The sequence below is a fragment of the Paucilactobacillus nenjiangensis genome (genome assembly GCF_008632615.1).
In the GTDB taxonomy this organism is placed as follows: domain Bacteria; phylum Bacillota; class Bacilli; order Lactobacillales; family Lactobacillaceae; genus Paucilactobacillus; species Paucilactobacillus nenjiangensis.
In genome coordinates this window covers 1,373,359-1,393,896 of record NZ_CP043939.1, presented here as the reverse complement: position 1 = coordinate 1,393,896, position 20,538 = coordinate 1,373,359, and the positions used below count along the sequence as shown (strand labels likewise).

Genomic DNA, 20,538 nt, shown 5'->3' with positions numbered 1-20,538 from the left:
CAGGCTTTTATTAAATTAGTAAATATCGTCTCGGAACAGGCCAACAACAAGTCCAAGAATTGAAACATTCTTGAGAATAATTGGCGCCATAGTGTCATTTTCTGGTTGTAAACGGAAGTGATCGGATTCTTTAAAGAATCGTTTACAAGTTGCTTCATTGTCATCATTCATGGCAATCACAATGTCGCCATTTTTGGCGCTCGCCATTTTACGAACAATGACTTTATCGCCGTTAAGGATACCGGCGTTAATCATACTTTCACCACGAATGGTGAGCATAAATAAATCTTCATTGTTATGAATCGTAGGTGGGACTGGGAAGTAATCCGTGGCTTCTTCCACCGCCAAGATTGGAGCCCCGGCAGTAACTACCCCTAACATTGGAATCTTCTCTTCTTCAAAAGAAGGGGTAACCACGTTAGAAAGGCCTAACAGTGCCAGACCATCAGGGGTAATTTCAATAGCACGTGGTTTGGAAGGATCCTTTTGTAAGTATCCTTTTTTAATTAAACGATTGATATGACCGTGCACGGTGGAAGTAGATGAAAGATCTACGGCTTCTCCAATTTCGCGCACAGTGGGTGGGTACCCATGATTAGCAACGCGTTCATGGATAAAATTAAGTACTGCTAATTGTTTTGTTTCTCCTTGTTTTGACATGTCGACACTCCCGCTTTTTTATCTAATGTTAACGATACCATAGTTTATGTCGCTAATCAAACACTTGTTCGTGTATTTTAAGATAATTTATCAAACTTGAAGAATTGACTAAAATTGAGTATTATCAAAACAGACAAAATGTAAAATAATGAGGTGCAAAATGGCAACGGATAAAGAACGTAAATTATTGACAGCACGAATCAATCAACTGTCGCGCAAGGACAAAGAAGAAGGTTTAACTGAAGAAGAAGCAATCGAACGACAAAAATTAAGAAAACAGTTTTTGGCTAATTTTAAAGAATCTTTTAGAAGCCAAGTGGAGATGATGCAAGTCTTCGATAAATCTGGTAAAGAGGTTACACCAGAAAAAGTTAAAAAAATTCAAAGAGATAAAGGCTTGCGTGACGATTAATAATTGACGCAAATCTAAAATTTTACTTTCAATCACGGCGAATATTGAGTATCATAAGATATTGAACTAGAAAAGGGGGATTCAATTTGTCTACTGGCATTTGGATTTTATTAATTGTAGTAGCTTTAGTTATTGGTGTCGTTGGTGGATTCTTCGGTGCACGTAAGTACATGGAAAAATATCTACAAGATAACCCACCAATCAATGAAGAAATGCTTAGCACAATGATGTTACAAATGGGTCAGAAGCCTTCTGCTAAGAAGCTTCACCAAATGATGCAAGCAATGCAACAACAATCAAAGAAGAGTAAATAAGCGATTCTTTAAAACTTAAAGGGGTCTGTGACGAAACTAACGTTTTGTTTTACAGACCTTTTTCTGTACAAACGTTTTTTTGAATCGATTCCATAAGTTGTACTCCCTTTTTGTAACGCAAGAATAGCAAGTTTAACGAATGCTGAATTGATTAAATTGACGTCAGGCAAAGATTTTTGGAATTCAGAATCCATCGACCAAAAGTCAATCAACAGCTTTCGGATGAGTGATGGACCAAATGGCTTAAGATTTCAGGCGTTGGATTCAGACCACTTGGGAATTAATGATAGTTTGCCGAATACCAGTTTTCCGACTGCAAGTGCAGTGGCGTCAAGTTGGAATTTGGACTTAGTCAATCAGATTGGTGCGGCAATTGGCCAGGGAGCTAATGCTCGGGATGTCGATGTTGTTTTGGGACCGGGGGTTAACATCAAACGGAATCCATTATGTGGACGAAACTTTGAGTATTTCAGTGAGGATCCATATTTGTCTGGCATGCTGGGTTCAGCATGGGTCACTGGAATTCAAAGCGTGGGCATCGGAGCTTGTGTAAAGCATTTCGCACTCAATAGTCAAGAAAATGAACGGTTAGTTTCAAATTCTGTTGTGGATGCTCAGGCGTTGCAAGAACTATATTTAGAAGCCTTTCGGATTGTGATTGAAGAATCTCAACCTGAAAGTATCATGTGTTCATACAATTTAGTTAATGGAGTTTATGCTAGCGAGAACACTTATTTACTTACAAACGTATTAAGAAATCAATGGAGTTTTGACGGAGCTGTCATCACAGATTGGGGCGCACTGAATAATAAGTCAAAGAGTATCCAGGCGGGCACAGATTTAGAAATTCCAAGCAGTGCACATATGTTTGATGCACAAGCGTTAACTGCACTCGAGGAGCAACGATTGAAGCGAGCAGACCTCGAACGTGCTGCGAACAAGCTTGATTCAATTGCGCAACGTAAACGCCCCAAATTTGTTGGTAATCTTGATGAATTGCTAACAGCTAATGCAAAGTTGGCACAAAAGGTGGCCGAAGATTCTGCCGTTTTATTAAAAAATGAAGAAGACATTTTACCGATAAAAACAGATGAAAAAATATTATTAGTTGGTGAAATGGCGGCTGAAACTAGATTCCAAGGTGCGGGTTCATCGCATATCAATGCGACTCATCACACGTCAATCTTGGAAGGTATGAAACAACAATTTCAACAGGCGTTTAGCTATTAACAAGGGTACCAGTTAGATGGCCAAGTCGCGGAAGAGTTAGTCTCACAGGCTGTGGCACAGGCAAAATTAGTGAAAAAAGTGGTTGTGGTCATGGGATTACCCGAAGCAGATGAATCTGAAGGCTTTGATCGCAAAACTATGCAATTACCAGCTAATCAAATTAAATTAATTGAACGTTTGAGCCAAGTTAATAAAAATATCGTGGTGGTCTTGGTTGCTGGAGCGCCTGTAGAATTACCGTTTATTGACTCAATTAAAGGTTTATTAAATGTTTACCTAGCGGGTCAGGAGGTTGGTCAGGCAGTTGCTCGTTTATTAAGTGGAGAGGTTAATCCTAGCGGTAAATTAGCTGAAACTTATCCAATCAAGTACCAGGATGTGCCTTCCTCCGACGTTTACGGACGTTACCGTCGGCAGGCACCATATTTTGAAAGTATTTACGCAGGGTATCGTTATTACGATAAGGCAAAAGTGACGGTGGCTTTTCCATTTGGTTATGGTTTAAGTTACACCCAATTTTCGTTGACAGATTTTAAAGTTGATTCAACCGAACTGGCAGCAAATGGACAGGTGCAGGTGAGTTTGACAGTGACTAATACCGGCCAACACACTGGGAGTGAAGTAATTCAGTTGTACGTTGGAAATCAGAATAGTAGCAATGAAAAGCGGCCCGCCAAAGAATTAAAGGCATTCAAAAAAATTAAATTGGCACCTCATGAAACTCAAGAGGTCTTCTTTGAGTTACCATCGCAAGCGTTTAAGGCTTGGTCGGAAATAAATCAAGAGTGGCGATTATTTGAAAGTAGCCAACAAATCTTTGTGGGAACCAGCGTCGATGATATCCAATTTATGCAAGTAGTCAACGTCGCTGGGCAAGAAAAAAGTGGTAATAATTTTCCCAAATGGTACTTGCAACCATCCGCTGTAAAGGTTGAAATTGATGATTTTAAAACCATGAGTGGCTTAGATTTTGACACTAATTATCAAGTTAAGGCTGGGGCATTTAATTATTTGAGCACTCCAGCTGAAATGCAAAACTATTCCATTTTGGTGAAAAATTATACCAACCTCATGATTAAGCAATTATTGAAGGAGATTCCGGATAAAACTAGTCCAGAGGCAAAATTTATGCGCACGATTATTTTGGACACACCAATCATTCGATTAGCGCAACAATCATCAGGGAAACTGAGTTTGACAATGGTCAATCGGCTGATTTCGTTGGCCAATCATCAATATGTCAAAGCATCGTTGGGAGGACAAATTGATGAAAAATAATCAAATTGGATTTAAAACCAGTATTTTATCCATCTCAATTTTGTTAACTAGTGCGAATGCTATTGCGGGTTCGATTCCGGGATTAAAACAAGAATTCAATACGGTTTCCGCCACGCAAATAGAAAGATTGGTGACCATTCCAAGTGTGACCGTCTTAATTTTTGTTTTACTCAGTACCAAAATTACACAGTGGTTTACGGAACGCCAAGTCGTCGCAACGGGAATGATTACGATATTTGTGGCGGGTGTGATTTCGTATTTGGCACCTAGCTTTTGGATACTGTACCTGGCCAGATTATTACTGGGAATGGGCGTGGGACTGTTTAATGCCTTTGCATACAGTATGATTAGTGAATATTTTGATGGGGATGAGCGGCAGCGATTGCTAGGTTATGAATGGGCAATCACCTCGTTAGGCAATATTGTAATGTTTATTATCACCGCAGGACTCGTGCTCATTGTTTGGAGAGCAGTTAATTTGTATTATTTGATTACGGTGCCGATTTTGGTGATCTTCTTATGGGGCACACGAAAAATGCCAAATTCTCTGCAGGAGCAAAGCACCAGTGAAAGTACAACCGGTCAAGAAATACAGCGGAATCCTTTTAGTCCCAAGTTGATACTGCTGTTTTTGTTGGTGATGTTTAGTATGTTTGTCTCAACCACGGTTGTGGTAAAAATTGCTGATTTAGTGGTTGGCTAAGGGTATGGCAATGAATTTCAAGCGACAATTGGATTAGCAATTTTAGGATTTGCGACCATGGTCGGTGGTGCTTTATATGGTAAATTGCATAAAGTCTTAGCCCGTTTTATCTTGCCGATTGGCTTGATTGGGGCCGCACTGGCGATTATGGGGATGACAATTTCGCACCAAATGATTTTCACATATTTGATGGCAGCATTTGCCGGCTTAACGACGTCACTGGTTGGACCATACTTATTTACGCAATCCGCATCAATTGCTGGTTTAGGTCATGAGACCTTTTCGTCAGCCGTCTTGATTGTTGGGATTAATGTTGGTGTGATTTTAACGCCGTATGCACTGAATTTAGTGCAAAATATGGTGGGTAATCATCAGCCCCAAGCAGTACTCTCGATTGTTGGAATCTTAATGGGAGTAGTAGGCTTGCTGACATTATTCATCAAAGAAAATCCGTCTTCATAAAAAGAGCACTCGACGAGAATTTTATTTTTCGTCGAGTGCTCTTGGTTTATTTTTCTTTTTTAACGGGTAACACATAGTGAAAACCTGGATCAATTTGATGGTCTAAGTTATCAAAGGCTTGTTGGAGGCGTTGTTCATAATCTGCTTGTACATCGTCATCAAGCTTAACTTTTTTCTCAACCATGATGGGTTTACCAAAGGCTACGGTAGTTTTCTTCCTTGTCAAAAGCCCTTTGAATGTCATTGGACCTTGGTAGACAGTGGGAATCAATGGTACCCCAGCTAATTTAGCAATTACCAGTGCTCCACCTTTCATTTGCTCTGAATAGCGGGTTCCACTGGGGAAAATAATTGTCGATAAATCAGTTTTTTTGAGATAATTGACCGGTGTTTTAATCACTGATGGGCCAGGATTAGCCCGATCAACTGGATAAGCAAACATATGATCTAAGACGAACTTATAGAATTTATTTTGAAATAATTCTTGCTTAGCCATGAAGCTGAACTTTTTGGGTGATCCAGCTAACGCATAATAAACTGGATCAAACCATGTACGATGAGGGCCAACTAAGATATAATTTCCTTCAGGTAAATTTTCTTTGTTTAAATATGTGGGCTTTCCGTTTAGAATATATAATAGAATTCTAACCAATCCACGTAAAAATGAATAGAACATTAGGTTGTTTCTCCTAAATTAGTTTATGTGCTTGTTTATCTGTAGCACATGTTTAGTATGCAAGAAAAATAAGAGAGTTGCAAGTTACTTTGACAAGAGGAAATGAGAATGCAAGAACAAGATTTATTACAAGCAAATGAAAGAATTGATCAACTATATAGTCAGGACGTGCAAATTATCCAGAGCAACGAGGTATTTTCCTTCTCGTTGGATGCAGTTTTACTGGCTAATTTTGTCCCAGCCACCAAAAAAACTCGCTTAAAAGTAGTCGATATGTGCGCCGGTAACGGGGCAGTAGGATTATTTTTACATTCTAAAATTCCATCTCATTTTACTGAAGTGGAAATTCAACCGCGGTTAGCGAACATGGCCCAAAGGAGTGTCATCCTCAATCAACTCGAGGAACAATACACTGTTTTAAATCTTGATATTGCCGATTTGTACTCGAAGATTGATAAAGATAGTGTAGATATTGTGCTCTGTAATCCGCCATATTTTACAGATTTACCCGATAGTAAGAAGAATCCTAATGAATATTTGGCGATTGCGCGACATGAATTAAAGACCAACCTAGACGGGGTTGTGTCGGTGATGAGTGGTTTATTAAAAACCAATGGCCGAGGCTATATGGTTCATCGACCTGATCGGTTAACCGAGATTTTTGATATCTTTAGGAAATACCGAATGGCACCGAAACGAATTCAATTTATCCATCCTAAACCAGGACGAGAAGCGAACATGGTGTTAATCGAAGCCATTCGTGATGGTCGACCCGGGGGGGTCAGAATTATTGAACCCATCGTGGTGGCTGATCAACAAAATGAATATACTCCGCAAGTAAAGGAAATGCTGTATGGAAAATAAAGCCTATTATTTTTATGTTCTTTACTGTGCAGATAATACTTTTTATGGTGGTTATTCGGATGATGTCCTGAAACGATTTGAAACTCACGAAGCAGGCAAAGGGGCTAAATACACCCAGGTTAAAAGTCGGCATCCATTGCATTTAATTTATTCACAACGATTTGATTCTAAATCAGAGGCAATGAAGGCGGAGTATCAGTTCAAACACCAATCCCGATTGGCGAAAGAGCATTTTTTAAATGACCACCAGATTAATTGGCAAAAATATCAGTGAAAGCGGTGCCTTTTTGTTTCAGTCAAGCAACAAGCTTTGATATAATTAACTTAGTTGCTGAAAACATTGGAACAAATATGGAGGTTAATTAACTGATGAAAATTATTGCTTACGGTATTAGAGACGATGAACAACCATTTGTTAAGGATTGGGCTACACAACATCCAGATGTTGAAGTTACTTCGGTAACTGCTCTATTGGATGAACAATCAATCCAACAAGCCAAGGGATATGACGGCGTTGTTGCGTTCCAGCAAATCCAATATCCTGACGCTGCACTTCAAACTATGTCAGATTTTGGCATTAAGTATTTGTCATTACGTAACGTTGGGGTTGATAACTTAAACCCAGCTAAAGTGAAAGAACTTGGCATTAAAGTTACGAATGTACCAGTCTATTCACCAGAAGCAATTGCTGAATTTACCGTTACCCAATTAATGAATCTGTTGCGACGGACAAAAGAATATAACGCCAAAGCTGCTAACCAAGATTTCCGTTGGGCACCACAGATTTCTAAAGAACTAAATCAGCAAACTGTCGGTGTGATTGGTACGGGGCATATCGGTCAAAGTGCTATCAAAATTTTCCAAGGCTTCGGTGCTAAAGTCATTGCCTATGATAAGTTCCATAATCCTGATGTTGAAGCACAAGGGTTGTACGTAGATTCTTTAGACGAGATTTATGATCAAGCGACGGTGATTTCATTACACATTCCGTTGTTCCCCGAAACAGAACACATGTTAAATGCAGCTGCATTCCAAAAAATGAACGACGGAGTCTTTATTGTCAACACTGCTCGTGGACCATTGATTGATGAACAAGCACTCATTGATGCGTTAGACAGTGGAAAAGTTGCCGGCGCCGCCTTAGATGTTTTGGAAGAAGAGACGCGTTTATTTAATCAAGATTTCAGTGGTAAAACCATTGATTACCCAGTTTTCCAAAATTTAACCGCTCGACAAAATGTATTAGTTTCACCACATACAGCATTCTTTACTGATGTGGCGGTTAAAAATATGGTTAACGGTGGGCTTGATAATAATCTGTCACTCATCCAAACAGGCACGGCTGATAATTTGGTAACTTTTAATTAAAAGCTTGCACTGCAGCCCATTTTTCGGTATACTAATTTTCGGTGCAAAAGCGCCAATTCACACCTAGGATTGATGAGAAGAGCGTTGCTCGTAAGAGTTCTCAACTCAAATGAGATGCCTGGGGAGGGAAAAAACTTTTTTGGAGGTACTATTCATGTCAGTTATTAGCATGAAACAATTGTTAGAAGCCGGTGTTCATTTTGGACACCAAACACGTCGTTGGAATCCAAAGATGAAGCCATACATCTTTACAGAACGTAATGGTATTTACATCATTGATTTACAAAAGACTGTTAAAATGATCGATTCAGCTTACAACTTCGTTAAGGAAACCGCTGCTGATGGTGGTGTTGTTCTTTTCGTTGGTACTAAAAAGCAAGCTCAAGAAGCCGTTGCAGAAGAATCTGTACGTGCCGGTCAATACTACGTTAACCATCGTTGGTTAGGTGGAACATTGACTAACTGGGACACAATCCAAACTCGTATCAAGCATCTTAAGCAACTTAAGAGCATGAGCGAAGATGGTAGCTTTGATGTTTTACCTAAGAAAGAAGTTTCATTGCTTACTAAGCAACGTGAAAAACTTGAAAAATTCTTGGGTGGGATTGAAGACATGCCACGTATCCCAGACGTAATGTTTATTGTTGATCCACACAAGGAACAAATTGCGGTTAAGGAAGCTCAAAAGCTTAACATTCCAATCGTTGCCATGGTTGATACTAATACTGACCCTGATGACATTGATGTTATCATTCCTTCAAATGACGATGCTATTCGTGCCGTTCGTTTGATTACTGCTAAGATGGCAGATGCTGTTATCGAAGGTAACCAAGGCGTTGACGACCAAGCTGAACAAGTTCAAGCTGAAGAAGCTAACAAAGAAGTTTCTGGCGCGGACCTTGACGGTTTAAAAGCTACCGTTGAAGGTACAACTGAAAAATAATTAAAACCTTAGGCTGTTTCATTTGCAAGTAGGACCATATTGGCCTGAGCAAGTGGGACAGTCTTTTTTTAAAAGCAAAAATAATTATATATTCTAAGGAGAAACATAAAATGGCAGACATTAAAGCAGCCCAAGTTATGGACTTACGTAAAAAAACTGGTGTAGGAATGATGGACGCAAAAAAGGCCCTCGTTGCTACTGAAGGTGACATTGACAAGGCAATCGATTTTCTTCGTGAAAAAGGGATTGCTAAAGCAGCCAAGAAGAGTGATCGTATTGCAGCCGAAGGTTTAACTGGTATCAAAGTTGATGGTAACAAGGCTGTTATCGTTGAATTGAACTCAGAAACTGATTTCGTTGCAGCCGGTGAAACTTTTAAGAACCTTCTTAGCCATATTGCTGATGTTCTTGTTGCTAATGCTCCAGCTGATGTTGAAGCTGCTTTAGCATTGAGTACTGATAAAGGTACTTTGAATGATGAATTAATCACTGCAACTCAACAAACTGGTGAAAAAGTGTCACTTCGTCGTTTTGCAATTCTCGAAAAGACTGATAGCGAAAACTTTGGCGCATACTTACACATGGGTGGAAGTATTGGTGCTTTGGTACTTATTGAAGGTGCTGATGCAGAAACTGCCAAAGATATTGCTATGCACGTTGCTGCTGTTAATCCAGAATTTGTTTCACGTGATGACGTTCCTGCAGACCGTCTTGCACACGAAACTGAAGTCTTAACTCAAGAAGCTTTGAACGAAGGCAAGCCAGCTAATATCGTTGAAAAAATGGTTGCTGGACGTGTTAACAAGTTCTTGGCAGAAATCAGCTTAGCAGATCAAGCATTTGTTAAAGATTCAGACATGACTGTTGCACAATACGTTAAATCAAAGAATGGTTCATTGAAGACATTCGTTCGCTACGAAGTTGGCGAAGGAATCGAAAAGAAGGCCAATAATTTCGTTGAAGAAGTTATGGGTCAAATCAAAGGCTAGTTAAAAAATTGGCGTACATTTAGTACGTCTTTTTTTCTGAATGAGATTTCAATTTCGAGATATTCCTGCAGGAGGACAAACACATGACAGATGTGAAATATAAACGAGTAATTTTAAAATTAAGTGGTGAAGCGCTAGCCGGTGATCGTGGTTTTGGCATTAATCCACCAGTCATTAAAGAAGTCGCTGAAGAATTAAAACAGGTCCATGAGTTAGGGGTTGAAATCGCGATTGTTGTCGGCGGTGGCAATATGTGGCGTGGAGAAGCCGGTGCTCAAATGGGGATGGAACGTGCCCAGGCGGACTATGTAGGGATGTTAGGCACTGTGATGAATGCATTGGCATTGCAAGATAGTTTGGAATCGATTGGTGTACCTACTCGGGTTCAAACTTCTATTGAAATGCGTCAAATTGCTGAACCTTATGTTCGCCGCAAGGCCGTTCGTCACCTTGAAAAGGGTAGAATTGTCATTTTTGCTGGTGGCACAGGTAGTCCTTATTTCTCAACTGATACCACAGCAGCCCTTCGCGCAGCTGAAATCAATGCTGATGCCATTTTAATGGCTAAGAATGGTGTGGATGGTGTCTACAATGCTGATCCTAATAAAGACTCATCAGCTGTCAAATATGATAGTTTGACTCATTTAGAAATTATTCAAAATAATTTACATGTTATGGATTCAACTGCAAGCTCGTTATCGATGGACAATAATATTCCATTAGTAGTGTTTAATTTGAACGAAACTGGTAATATTATGAAAGTAGTCGAAGGCGAAAACATCGGCACAACAGTCAGGGGGAATAATGATGGCAACAAGTAAAGAAATTTTAGATGGTGCAACAGACAAAATGAAAAAATCAGGCGAAGCTCTTTCTCGCGAATTAGGTAATATTCGTGCGGGTCGTGCTAACGCTAGTATTTTAAACCGCGTAATGGTTGATTATTATGGTGCTCCAACACCAATTAATCAGGTAGCTTCAATTACCATTCCAGAACCACGTTTGTTAATGATTGCGCCATTTGATGAATCAATTTTAGGCGATATCGAAACAGCCATTAACGCTTCAGATTTAGGCTTAAATCCAGCCAATGATGGTAGTGCAATTCGTTTATCAATTCCTCAGTTAACTGAAGAACGTCGTAAAGAATTGGTTAAAGACGTTAAGGCAGAAGCTGAAAAAGCAAAAGTTGCCGTTCGAAATGTTCGTCGCGAAGCAATGGACGATTTGAAAAAAGGTAACAAAGCTGGCGATTTCAATGATGATGAATTCCATGAACTTGAAGATAAAGTTCAAAAAATTACTGATTCAGGAATCAAAGAAGTTGATGCAATTGCTGCAGATAAAGAAAAAGAATTAATGCAAGGTTAAGCGTTAATATAGCTTAATTGATAAAGAAGTGATGCTCACATTTTGTTGGGGATGACTTCTTTTTTTGTATTTTTTAATAAACTTAAACATGAAATGAATAAAGATGATAATTATTACGTTTAAATAACAATCGCTTGTTGTCGCATCAATAAAGTTATTATTACTAGTTTATAAACGGTTTTTTTGGTAAAATTGAAACAACAGATTTTAAAAGTAGGGTGGAGTATTGTGTTTTCTAAATTTAAACGTACCAATTCAAATAACCCAGATGAAAATGAACTTGATCTAAATAACATTCCAAAACACATCGCCATTATCATGGATGGAAATGGCCGATGGGCGCAACGTAAGCATTTACCTCGAGTTGCTGGTCACCGTGAAGGAATGCAAACTGTTAAAAAAATCACGATTGCTGCTAGTGATTTAGGTGTCAAAGTGTTATCTTTATACGCTTTTTCAACTGAAAACTGGAAACGACCCAATGATGAAGTTAACTATTTAATGCAATTACCGATTAGATTTTTCCAAACCTTTGTCCCAGACCTAATCAAAAACAACGTGCGAGTTATGGTGATGGGTGATATTACGCGCTTACCTGAGGGAACCCAAAAAGCAGTCCACGATGCCATTAATCAAACTGCTGATTGTACTGGCATGGTGCTAAATTTTGCTTTGAATTATGGTGGTCGTATTGAAATTGTTGATGCTGCCAAACAAGCGAGTCAGTTAGTGACTGACGGTAAATTGACAGTTGACCAAATTGATGAAGCTTTGCTCGCAAGTTTAATGATGACTAGCCCCCTAGGAGACTTTGAAGATCCAGAATTGTTGATTAGAACAAGCGGTGAACAACGGATTAGTAATTTCATGCTTTGGCAATTAGCCTATAGCGAATTTGTTTTCGTGGATGAGCACTGGCCAGATTTTGATAGTGATTCATTAAGTAATGCAATTAAAATTTATCAGGGTCGGCATCGTCGCTTCGGTGGTTTAGAAACAAAATAAGTACTTAATAAATTGGAAACGAGTGTGAACATTCATGAAACAACGTGTTATTACAGCGGTTATTGCGCTGATTATTTTTATCCCACTTATCGTCATCGGTGGTTTACCACTAACGATTGCCGCCTTAGCTTTAGGGATTATTGCGGTTGACGAAATTTTGATTATGAAAAAAATTCTGTTAGTTTCGTTTGAAGCTATCATGACTAATATTGGAGTTTTACTGTTAATCATTCCTGACAGCTGGTTATCTTTCTTACCAACTGACATTAATCGTTTTTTTTTATTCTATGTCGTTGCGATTATTTTAGCAGTCAACACAGTGACTAAGAAGGGTCGCTTTACATTTGATGATGCTGGAGTCCTAACCTTAGCAATGCTGTATGTTGGAACAGGGTTCCACTATTTCGTTGCTGCTAGAGGCGATGGATTTACGACCTTATTATTCGGAATGTTAATCGTGTGGTTGACTGATAGTGGAGCCTACATGATTGGCCGTAAACTTGGTAAGCATAAGTTAGCTCCTAAGGTTAGTCCAAATAAAACTTGGGAAGGTTCAGTTGGTGGTACAATCGCTGCAACCATTATCTTAGCGGTGTACTTAATGTTCTTCCCAGTTGGCTATGATTGGATTGTTATGGTCATTTTAACTTTGATCCTGTCGATTGTTGGCCAATTTGGAGATTTGGTAGAATCAGCTTTGAAACGGTTCTACGGCGTTAAAGATTCAGGGAAAATTTTACCTGGTCATGGCGGTATTTTAGATAGATTTGATAGTATGTTGTTAGTTATGCCAATGCTTCACTTGCTTGGTGTCATTTAACGACGTCATGAAATTAATTGATTGGGAGGTAGCCAAGTGATTATTACAATCATCACCTTTATTATTGTTTTTGGAGTACTTGTTTTAGTCCACGAATTTGGGCATTATTATTTTGCCAAACGGGCGGGTATTTTAGTGCGCGAATTTTCAATTGGCATGGGTCCCAAAATTTGGTGGCATCGAAAAAATGGTACCACTTATACCATACGAATCTTGCCATTAGGTGGTTATGTGCGAATGGCAGGAGCACAAGACGACGATGAGGATACCTTACGACCGGGGACACCGGTTAGTATTCAAGTTGGAGAAAATGACAAAGTCACGTTAATCAATACTAGTAAAAAAAGTACCTTGTTTAACGGTATCCCAATGCAAGTTGCCAATGCTGATTTAGTGGATGGCTTATGGATTGAAGGATACATCAATGATGATGAGTCTGAATTAAAACGTTACGATGTTGATCACGATGCATCGATTATTGAAGGTGACGGCGTGCAAGTTCGTATTGCACCACGTGATGTTCAATTTCAGTCTGCATCATTACCGCAACGGATTATTACTAACTTTGCCGGCCCAATGAATAATTTCATTTTAGCTGTCGTCGTATTTGCCATCTTAGGCTTTATGTTGTCTGGAATCCCCACAAATAGTAATGTGGTTGGCGAAGTCACCTCAAATTCAGTTGCACAAAAAGCTGGTTTGAAGTCTGGTGATAAAATCACGGCGGTTAATGGTAAAAAAACGAGTGATTGGACGGATTTGTCGAGCGCAATTTCTTCAAAACCTGACAAGCAAGTTACATTAACAGTCAAACATAATGATAATAAAAAAACAGTGAAGTTAACGCCAGATTCAGTGACACAAGAAAAGAAAAAAGTTGGCCGAATCGGTATTATGGAAGAACAAAAAACCGACTTTGTTTCTCGGATTAGTTATGGATTTACACAATTTATGGCTATCGTATCGCTGATTTTTGGTGTCTTAGGTCATATGTTGACCCATGGCTTTAATGTGAATGATTTCGGTGGCCCAGTGGCTATTTATGCCGGAACATCAACCGCAGCTTCTTACGGAATTACGGGAGTCCTTAATTTCTTGGCAGTCTTGTCAATTAACTTAGGAATCGTTAACTTACTGCCAATTCCGGCTTTAGACGGTGGTAAGATATTATTGAACTTTATTGAAGCGATTAGAAGAAAACCTAACTCTGAACGGTTCGAAGGAACTGTCACGGTGATTGGCTTTGGCTTGCTAATGCTACTCATGCTAGCGGTCACTTGGAACGATATTCAAAGGTATTTCTTTTAATGCTACATAAACAAGGAGAATTTGGAAAATAATGAAACAATCAAAAATGTTAATTTCAACCCTTAAGGAAGTTCCCAGCGATGCGGAAGCCTTAAGCCATAAAATGATGCTCCGTGCGGGGTATATTTATCAAGTTGCTGCGGGGGCATATGCATATTTGCCTTTGGCACATCGAGTGTTACGTAAAATTGAAAATATTATTCGCGAAGAACTTGAAAAAATCGACGCAGTGGAAATGTTGGTTCCAGCAATTTTACCAGCTGACTTATGGCGCGAATCTGGTCGTTATGAAACTTATGGCGACAATTTATTCAAGTTGAAAGATCGTCATGAACGTGAATTCATCTTGGGACCAACTCACGAAGAAACCTTTACTGAAATTATTCGTGATAGCATCAAATCATATAAAAAATTACCTTTGACACTGTATCAATTACAAAATAAATATCGGGATGAAGATCGTCCACGTTATGGACTACTTCGTGGACGTGAATTTGACATGATGGATGCTTATTCATTTAGTGTTAATGAAGATGAACTCGATACTGCTTTTAACCAAATGGCGACTGCCTACAACAATATTTTTAAGCGCTGTGGATTAGAGTTTAAAACTATTATTGGTGATGCCGGAGCAATGGGTGGTAGTGATTCAAAAGAATTCTCTGCTTTAGCTGCTGTGGGTGAAGATACAATTGTTTATTCAGATTCTAGTGAATATGCTGCTAATTTAGAGATGGCCACTGCCACTTTTACTAGCCAAAAATCACACGCCAAACCTCTAGACTTGGAAAAAATCAAGACGCCTAATGTCAAAACAGTTGAAGAATTGGCTGAATTTTTAGACATCGAAACCAGTGGTGTTGTTAAAACACTCTTGTTTATGGCCGACGGTAAGCCAGTCATGGTATTAGTTCGTGGGGATCACGAAGTCAATGAAGTTAAAGTTACTAACTTCTTACATGCCGATGAACTTGAAATGGCCACTCCTGAACAAACCGCTGAAGTTTTACATGCTTCATTTGGTTCACTTGGACCAGTTGGGGTGGGTGAAGATGTTACTGTGTTAGCTGATCAATATATTGGCGATATGGTCAACGTTCCAGTCGGTGCCGACGAAGATGGTTATCATTATATTAACGCCAACCTTAATCGTGATTTCCGGGTCGATAATTTTGGTGATTTCCGTTTAGTTAAAGAAGGCGAAACTTCACCTGATGGTAATGGGAAATTACAATTTACTCGCGGGATTGAAATTGGTCATATCTTTAAATTAGGAACCCGTTATTCTAAATCACTTGGTGCGAGTGTGCTAGATGACAATGGTCGTCAACAAGACGTAATCATGGGCTGTTATGGAATTGGTATTTCACGTTTGTTATCTGCCATTTCTGAACAATATGCTGATGATAATGGCTTAGTATGGCCTAATGAAATCGCACCATTCGATGTTCATGTTGTCCCAGTTAACATGAAGAATGATGAACAACGTGAATTAGCTGACAAAATTAATGATCAATTACAAGCAGAAGGTTATCAAGTATTATTAGATGATCGTAAGGAACGTCCAGGGGTTAAATTTGCTGATTCAGATTTAATTGGCATTCCTTTACGCGTTACAGTTGGTAAAAAGGCAGATGAGGGAATTGTTGAAGTTAAAATTCGGAGAACGGATGAAACACTCGAAGTGAAACAAGAAGAACTTGGCAATACCTTAGCAATCTTAATGAAAACAAACGCAGAATAGATAGTGAGTTACTTGAAATGTGATACGATAATTGTCGACGATTATTCGTTTCACATTTTTATTTTTAGGAGGCAGTTCAAGTGGAATTATCTCAGCATCAATTATTTACAAAATTACTAGAACAAATTCATTTTGAGGATAGTCAAAATGAAGCCTTTCAAGACGCTGAAATTAGACGAGTCGTGGTCCATCAAGTTTCTAAAAATTGGGAATTTACTTTCTTTTTTCCAAAAGTAATTCCATTTGAGTTATTTCAGTCATTTAATAATGCTTTAAGAGCCGGCTTTAATTCGATTGCCCAGGTCTCATTTAGCATTACAACTAACCAAGAAGAGTTGGTCCAGCGAGATATCGCGGATTATTGGAGTTTTATTGTCTCCAACAGTGGAGTTAAGTCTCCTTTGTTAGGACAAGTGGCCGATCGTGGCATGCCTAATGTAATTGATGACCGGGTGACCTTAGTCACTGAAAATGAAATCGTGCGTGATTTCTTAATGAGTGAAGCTATCGGTCAAATTGAGGAAACTTATGTACAATTCGGTTTTCCGAAATTTCGAATTCATACCATGGTCGACGAAAGTGCCTCTGCTGCTCAAATTCAAGCTTTGAAAGAAGCTCAAGATAAACGTAACGTGGAGTTAGCTGCGAAAGCGGCCGCACAAACTCAAGCAATGGCTAGTCGTAGTTCGGATTCGGCTGCACCCGTAGAAGGGCCAGCAAAGTTGGGTAAAAACATCAGCGACAAAGAAGAAGTTCGTCGGATGATTGATATCACTGAAGAGGAACGGTCGGTCGTCGTAGAAGGATATATTTTTAGCAAGGAAGTTCGAACCCTCAAGTCTCAACGTCAATTGATGATTTTGGAAATTACTGATTATACGTCTTCAATCACGATTAAAAAGTTCTCAAGAAATGCTGATGATGAAGCTCAATTTGATGCAATCAATGAAGGTGACTGGATTAAGGTTCGTGGACCAGTGCAAGAAGATACCTTCATGCGTGATTTAACCATTAATGCTTATGATTTAAATACGGTGTCACATCCGAAACGCCAAGATACTGCGGAAGGCGAAAAACGGGTGGAATTACATTTGCATACCACTATGAGCCAAATGGATGCCACCAATTCGATTAAAGATTTTGTCGGCCAGGCAGCTAAATGGGGTCATAAAGCAATCGCGATTACTGATCATGCTGGTTTACAAGGCTTTCCTGAAGCTTTCGCTGCTGCTAAAAAGAACGATATCAAAATGTTATATGGCGTTGAAGCTAACGTGGTTGATGATGGTGTACCAATTGGTTATAACTCAAAGCATGTAGCGTTGAAAGACACGGAATATGTTATTTTTGATGTGGAAACTACCGGTTTATCGGCGATTTATGACAAGGTGATTGAATTATCTGCCGTTAAAATGCGAAATGGTGGTGTCTTAGAAGAGTTTGAACACTTTATTGATCCTGGGTTCCACTTGTCGGAAACCACCACTAATTTGACTAGTATCACTGATGATGACGTGCGTGGTTCCAAGTCTGAAGAAGAAGTTTTCCAAATGTTCCGTGATTTCTGTGGCGACGCCATTTTGGCTGGCCATAACGTTACTTTTGATATGGGCTTCATGAATACAGGTTATGCGCGTCAGGGTAAAGAACCAATTCAAAATCCAGTGATTGATACGCTAACCTTAGCCCGCTTCTTACACCCGGAACTAAAGGGCTATCGATTAAATACCTTAGCTAAGAAGTTTGGTGTGGCATTGGAACATCATCACCGGGCTATTTTTGATTCCCAAACGACTGGGAATTTATTGCATATTTTCTTAAAGGATGCCGAAGAACGATACGACATTCAATATCAAGATCAATTAAATGACCATATGAGTGAAAACGATGCGTATAAACATGCGCGTCCATTCCACGTGACAATTTTGGCGCAAACACAAGCAGGGTTAAAGAATCTGTTTAAGTTAGTCTCATTGTCAAATATTGAATACTTCCATCGAGTACCGCGGATTCCGCGAAGTGAATTAGACAAGTATCGAGAAGGGCTATTGTTAGGTACCGCCTGTTCTTCTGGTGAAGTCTTTACTTCAATCATGCAAAAGGGCCGCGAAGAAGCTTTAGAAAAGGCCAAGTATTACGACTTTATTGAGGTTCAGCCTAAAGCGATGTACGCGCCGTTAATCGAAGGCGAACTCATCAAGGATGATTCAAACCTTGAAGAAATTCTTATTAATATGGTGGAAATTGGTAAAGAGTTAGATAAGCCAGTTGTCGCCACCGGGGATGCTCATTACCTCAATAAAGAAGATTCAATTTATCGTAAAATCTTGATTCATTCACAAGGTGGGGCTAATCCACTGAATCGTTATCAATTACCGGAAGCCCATTTTAGAACGACGCAAGAGATGTTGGATGCATTTTCATTCATGGGTGCAGAACGGGCGCATGAAATTGTAGTTGAAAACACCAACAAAATTGCCGACATGATCGATGAAATCACGCCGTTGCAAGATAAATTGTACACACCTAAAATGCCAGGAGCGGAAGATGAAATTCGTTCACGGACGATGAACACGGCGGAAGCTTGGTATGGCAATCCCTTACCAGACTTAGTTAAAAAACGAGTCGAACGAGAATTGGAAAGTATTATCGGTAATGGATTCTCCGTGATTTATTTAATCGCGCAACGATTAGTGGCGAAATCAAATAAAGATGGATACTTGGTTGGATCTCGTGGGTCGGTTGGTTCCAGTATTGTGGCAACTTTAACCGGAATTACCGAAGTTAATCCGTTACCACCACATTATCGTTGCCCAAATTGTCAGTACAGTCATTTCTATACTGAAGGTGAATACAGTTCAGGTTTTGATTTACCAGATAAGGATTGCCCAGAGTGTGGGACATTGTTAATCAAAGATGGTCATGATATTCCGTTTGAAACTTTCCTTGGCTTTACTGGAAACAAAGTTCCGGATATTGATTTGAACTTCTCTGGAGATTATCAAGCCATTGCCCATAACTACACTAAAGTGTTATTTGGTGAGAATAATGTCTACCGTGCCGGAACAATTGGTACCGTGGCTGATAAAACGGCTTATGGTTATGTAAAGGCATATGAACGGGATACTGAGCAGCAGATTCGTGGTGCAGAAATTGATCGTTTGGCCAAAGGTGCTACTGGGGTTAAACGGACCACCGGTCAACATCCAGCTGGGATTTTGATTGTCCCGGATGATATGGAAATTTATGATTTTACCCCGGTGCAATATCCAGCTGAAGATACCAGTGCCGCTTGGAAAACAACCCATTTTGATTTCCATTCAATTCACGATAATATTTTGAAAATGGATATCTTGGGACATGATGATCCCACGATGATTCGAATGTTACAAGATTTATCAGGAGTAGAACCCAAAACGATTCCGACCGATGATCCGGGCGTGATGAGTCTATTCTCTAATCCAAATGTGTTGGGTGTCACCGAGGACCAAATCTTTTCAAAAACTGGGACACTTGGAGTGCCAGAATTCGGAACCCGATTTGTTCGGGGGATGCTCGAAGAAACTCATCCAAGTAATTTCTCAGAACTGCTACAAATTTCAGGGCTATCACATGGAACTGATGTGTGGTTGGGAAATGCTGAAGAGCTGATTAAAAATGGAACTGCTACGATTGCCAACGTGATTGGTTGTCGTGATAATATCATGACCGATTTAATTCACTACGGAATGGAATCTGAAATTGCCTTTCAAATTATGGAACATGTGCGTAAAGGTAAGGGGATTCCTGATGAATGGCAAGCAGAAATGAAAAAATCTGAAGTGCCCGGGTGGTACATTGATTCTTGTTTGAAGATTAAGTATATGTTCCCTCGTGCTCATGCGGCGGCTTATATCTTACTGGCGCTGCGGATTGCTTACTTTAAAGTGTATTTCCCATTGGTTTATTACTGTGCTTATTTCTCAGTGCGCGCCGATGATTTTGATATTGTGGCTATGGCACATGGTAAAGAAGCCGTGAAAAGTGCGATGGAAGAAATCAACAAAAAGGGTAATGATGCTTCTACTAAAGAAAAGAATCTGGTAACTGTATTGGAATTAGCCAATGAAATGTTGGAACGTGGTTATAGTTTCAAAATGGTTGATATTGACCGTTCGGATGCATCTGAATGGTTAATTGATGGAACCACCTTAATTGCACCATTTAGTGCCATTCCAGGTTTAGGCTTGAATGTTGCTAAGCAAATTGTGGCAGCTCGAGAAGAAAAAGAATTTTTATCAAAAGAAGATTTAGCGAAGCGTGGGAAAGTTTCGAAAACGTTGATTGATTTTATGACGGTTAATCGGGTCCTTGATGCACTGCCAGATGAAAATCAATTATCATTGTTTTAA

At 39.4% G+C, this 20,538-nt stretch carries 18 protein-coding genes and 1 pseudogene; 17 read left to right on the top strand and 2 right to left on the bottom strand.

The window, feature by feature from the left end; translation table 11 throughout:
• Positions 1-15 precede the first annotated feature (15 nt).
• Positions 16-660 carry a transcriptional repressor LexA gene (gene lexA / locus F0161_RS07135; RefSeq protein ID WP_150204176.1) on the bottom strand — a complete coding sequence of 215 codons (645 nt, stop codon included), beginning with the start codon at positions 658-660 and terminating at the stop codon, positions 16-18.
• Positions 661-820: 160 nt separating this feature from the next.
• On the opposite strand from lexA, the gene F0161_RS07130 reads away from it, so the two are divergent.
• The 5 genes and pseudogenes from F0161_RS07130 to F0161_RS07110 all read left to right on the top strand — a co-directional run bounded on the left by F0161_RS07130 (position 821) and on the right by F0161_RS07110 (position 5,059).
• Complete coding sequence (locus F0161_RS07130; protein WP_137602559.1) at positions 821-1,072, top strand: DUF896 domain-containing protein; 252 nt, start codon at positions 821-823, stop codon at positions 1,070-1,072.
• An 86-nt stretch (positions 1,073-1,158) separates the two neighbouring features.
• Complete coding sequence (locus F0161_RS07125) at positions 1,159-1,386, top strand: YneF family protein (RefSeq protein WP_137602560.1); 228 nt, start codon at positions 1,159-1,161, stop codon at positions 1,384-1,386.
• 123 nt (positions 1,387-1,509) lie between these two features.
• Positions 1,510-3,894, top strand: a pseudogene (locus tag F0161_RS07120) (beta-glucosidase).
• Positions 3,884-4,597, top strand: a complete 714-nt coding sequence (locus tag F0161_RS07115) for an MFS transporter (protein WP_190318848.1) — start codon at positions 3,884-3,886, stop codon at positions 4,595-4,597. Before F0161_RS07120 ends, F0161_RS07115 begins: the two are co-directional and overlap by 11 nt.
• 57 nt (positions 4,598-4,654) lie before the next feature.
• Positions 4,655-5,059, top strand: a complete 405-nt coding sequence (locus F0161_RS07110; RefSeq protein WP_150204174.1) for an MFS transporter — start codon at positions 4,655-4,657, stop codon at positions 5,057-5,059.
• Positions 5,060-5,105: 46 nt separating this feature from the next.
• On the opposite strand, the gene F0161_RS07105 is transcribed toward F0161_RS07110, so the two are convergent.
• Positions 5,106-5,735 carry a lysophospholipid acyltransferase family protein gene (locus F0161_RS07105; RefSeq protein ID WP_137602562.1) on the bottom strand — a complete coding sequence of 210 codons (630 nt, stop codon included), beginning with the start codon at positions 5,733-5,735 and terminating at the stop codon, positions 5,106-5,108.
• A gap of 108 nt (positions 5,736-5,843) precedes the next feature.
• On the opposite strand from F0161_RS07105, the gene F0161_RS07100 reads away from it, so the two are divergent.
• The 12 genes from F0161_RS07100 to F0161_RS07045 all read left to right on the top strand — a co-directional run bounded on the left by F0161_RS07100 (position 5,844) and on the right by F0161_RS07045 (position 20,538).
• Positions 5,844-6,599: a tRNA1(Val) (adenine(37)-N6)-methyltransferase gene (locus F0161_RS07100; protein WP_150204173.1), complete on the top strand. Its 756-nt coding sequence runs from the start codon at positions 5,844-5,846 to the stop codon at positions 6,597-6,599.
• A complete protein-coding gene (locus tag F0161_RS07095; protein WP_150204172.1) occupies positions 6,589-6,873 on the top strand; it encodes a GIY-YIG nuclease family protein in 285 nt (94 codons plus the stop codon). The genes F0161_RS07100 and F0161_RS07095 overlap by 11 nt, the downstream gene beginning before the upstream one ends.
• A 95-nt stretch (positions 6,874-6,968) precedes the next feature.
• Complete coding sequence (locus tag F0161_RS07090; protein ID WP_150204171.1) at positions 6,969-7,967, top strand: D-2-hydroxyacid dehydrogenase; 999 nt, start codon at positions 6,969-6,971, stop codon at positions 7,965-7,967.
• Positions 7,968-8,121: 154 nt separating this feature from the next.
• Positions 8,122-8,910, top strand: coding sequence for a 30S ribosomal protein S2 (rpsB, locus tag F0161_RS07085; RefSeq protein ID WP_150204170.1), 789 nt, complete (start codon positions 8,122-8,124; stop codon positions 8,908-8,910).
• 110 nt (positions 8,911-9,020) lie between these two features.
• On the top strand, positions 9,021-9,899 hold the full coding sequence (gene tsf, locus F0161_RS07080; RefSeq protein ID WP_137602567.1) for a translation elongation factor Ts: 879 nt from the start codon (positions 9,021-9,023) through the stop codon (positions 9,897-9,899).
• An 83-nt stretch (positions 9,900-9,982) separates the two neighbouring features.
• On the top strand, positions 9,983-10,720 hold the full coding sequence (gene pyrH / locus F0161_RS07075; protein ID WP_137602568.1) for a UMP kinase: 738 nt from the start codon (positions 9,983-9,985) through the stop codon (positions 10,718-10,720).
• The gene (frr, locus tag F0161_RS07070; protein ID WP_137602569.1) at positions 10,707-11,270 is read left to right on the top strand and encodes a ribosome recycling factor; all 564 of its coding nucleotides are present in this window, start codon (positions 10,707-10,709) and stop codon (positions 11,268-11,270) included. Before pyrH ends, frr begins: the two co-directional genes overlap by 14 nt.
• Positions 11,271-11,498: 228 nt before the next feature.
• Positions 11,499-12,275, top strand: coding sequence for an isoprenyl transferase (locus tag F0161_RS07065; RefSeq protein WP_150204169.1), 777 nt, complete (start codon positions 11,499-11,501; stop codon positions 12,273-12,275).
• A gap of 34 nt (positions 12,276-12,309) precedes the next feature.
• Positions 12,310-13,095: a phosphatidate cytidylyltransferase gene (locus F0161_RS07060; RefSeq protein WP_137601146.1), complete on the top strand. Its 786-nt coding sequence runs from the start codon at positions 12,310-12,312 to the stop codon at positions 13,093-13,095.
• A 36-nt stretch (positions 13,096-13,131) separates the two neighbouring features.
• Complete coding sequence (gene rseP, locus F0161_RS07055) at positions 13,132-14,403, top strand: RIP metalloprotease RseP (RefSeq protein ID WP_150204168.1); 1,272 nt, start codon at positions 13,132-13,134, stop codon at positions 14,401-14,403.
• A gap of 31 nt (positions 14,404-14,434) precedes the next feature.
• Positions 14,435-16,147, top strand: coding sequence for a proline--tRNA ligase (locus tag F0161_RS07050; RefSeq protein ID WP_150204167.1), 1,713 nt, complete (start codon positions 14,435-14,437; stop codon positions 16,145-16,147).
• A gap of 80 nt (positions 16,148-16,227) precedes the next feature.
• Positions 16,228-20,538 (top strand): PolC-type DNA polymerase III, encoded by a 4,311-nt coding sequence (locus F0161_RS07045; RefSeq protein WP_150204166.1) that lies wholly within the window; start codon positions 16,228-16,230, stop codon positions 20,536-20,538.

Bases quoted from the DNA above. Each gene is read 5' to 3' on its own strand.
- lexA (WP_150204176.1), bottom strand. From the start codon at position 660: ATGTCAAAACAAGGAGAAACAAAACAATTAGCAGTACTTAATTTTATC.
- F0161_RS07130 (WP_137602559.1), top strand. From the start codon at position 821: ATGGCAACGGATAAAGAACGTAAATTATTGACAGCACGAATCAATCAA.
- F0161_RS07115 (WP_190318848.1), top strand. From the start codon at position 3,884: ATGAAAAATAATCAAATTGGATTTAAAACCAGTATTTTATCCATCTCA.
- F0161_RS07110 (WP_150204174.1), top strand. From the start codon at position 4,655: ATGGTCGGTGGTGCTTTATATGGTAAATTGCATAAAGTCTTAGCCCGT.
- F0161_RS07105 (WP_137602562.1), bottom strand. From the start codon at position 5,735: ATGTTCTATTCATTTTTACGTGGATTGGTTAGAATTCTATTATATATT.
- F0161_RS07100 (WP_150204173.1), top strand. From the start codon at position 5,844: ATGCAAGAACAAGATTTATTACAAGCAAATGAAAGAATTGATCAACTA.
- F0161_RS07095 (WP_150204172.1), top strand. From the start codon at position 6,589: ATGGAAAATAAAGCCTATTATTTTTATGTTCTTTACTGTGCAGATAAT.
- F0161_RS07090 (WP_150204171.1), top strand. From the start codon at position 6,969: ATGAAAATTATTGCTTACGGTATTAGAGACGATGAACAACCATTTGTT.
- rpsB (WP_150204170.1), top strand. From the start codon at position 8,122: ATGTCAGTTATTAGCATGAAACAATTGTTAGAAGCCGGTGTTCATTTT.
- tsf (WP_137602567.1), top strand. From the start codon at position 9,021: ATGGCAGACATTAAAGCAGCCCAAGTTATGGACTTACGTAAAAAAACT.
- pyrH (WP_137602568.1), top strand. From the start codon at position 9,983: ATGACAGATGTGAAATATAAACGAGTAATTTTAAAATTAAGTGGTGAA.
- frr (WP_137602569.1), top strand. From the start codon at position 10,707: ATGGCAACAAGTAAAGAAATTTTAGATGGTGCAACAGACAAAATGAAA.
- F0161_RS07060 (WP_137601146.1), top strand. From the start codon at position 12,310: ATGAAACAACGTGTTATTACAGCGGTTATTGCGCTGATTATTTTTATC.
- F0161_RS07050 (WP_150204167.1), top strand. From the start codon at position 14,435: ATGAAACAATCAAAAATGTTAATTTCAACCCTTAAGGAAGTTCCCAGC.